The sequence below is a fragment of the Stenotrophomonas maltophilia group sp. RNC7 genome, from assembly GCF_030910085.1.
GTDB lineage: Bacteria > Pseudomonadota > Gammaproteobacteria > Xanthomonadales > Xanthomonadaceae > Stenotrophomonas > Stenotrophomonas sepilia.
Genome location: NZ_JAVFVN010000770.1, coordinates 1 through 426 on the forward strand (window position 1 = coordinate 1; position 426 = coordinate 426).

Below are 426 nucleotides of genomic sequence, written 5' to 3' on the forward strand. Positions count from 1 at the left end.
CCCAGAGCACCTCAGGCGATGTCCCGGAATCCGGACTCGACGTGCTCAATCAGGACGGCGACTCGATCGAGGTCGCCTTGGCCAGGCAACTCGTTGCTGCTTAATGGCCTCAGATGCCGGCGCTCCTTCGGAGCGTCGGCATTTTTTTGCGCGCCAGGAGTTTCTCCGCGGCTAAGCATCGCAGACCTAACCAATGGTCGGTGTGCCGCTGCACACCACCAGACGCATAGAGCCCCGCGTCATCGCCACGTACAGGTGCTGCGCGCTCATCCCATCCGTATTCAATACCACCGCAACCTCAGCCTCCAAACCCTTGAGCAACAAGGTGCTGCCAACTGCGCGTTTTGGCAGCGGCCGTCCCAGCATCCGGTTTTCTTCCCGCACCCGTCTAGCAGCTTCAGCCAAGGGAACGATTCCCGGCGCAGC

At 61.5% G+C, this 426-nt stretch carries 1 pseudogene; it reads right to left on the reverse strand.

The window, feature by feature from the left end:
* Positions 1–186: 186 nt before the first annotated feature.
* Positions 187–426: pseudogene (locus RCF13_RS18330) on the reverse strand (DNA helicase UvrD); the annotation flags it as partial.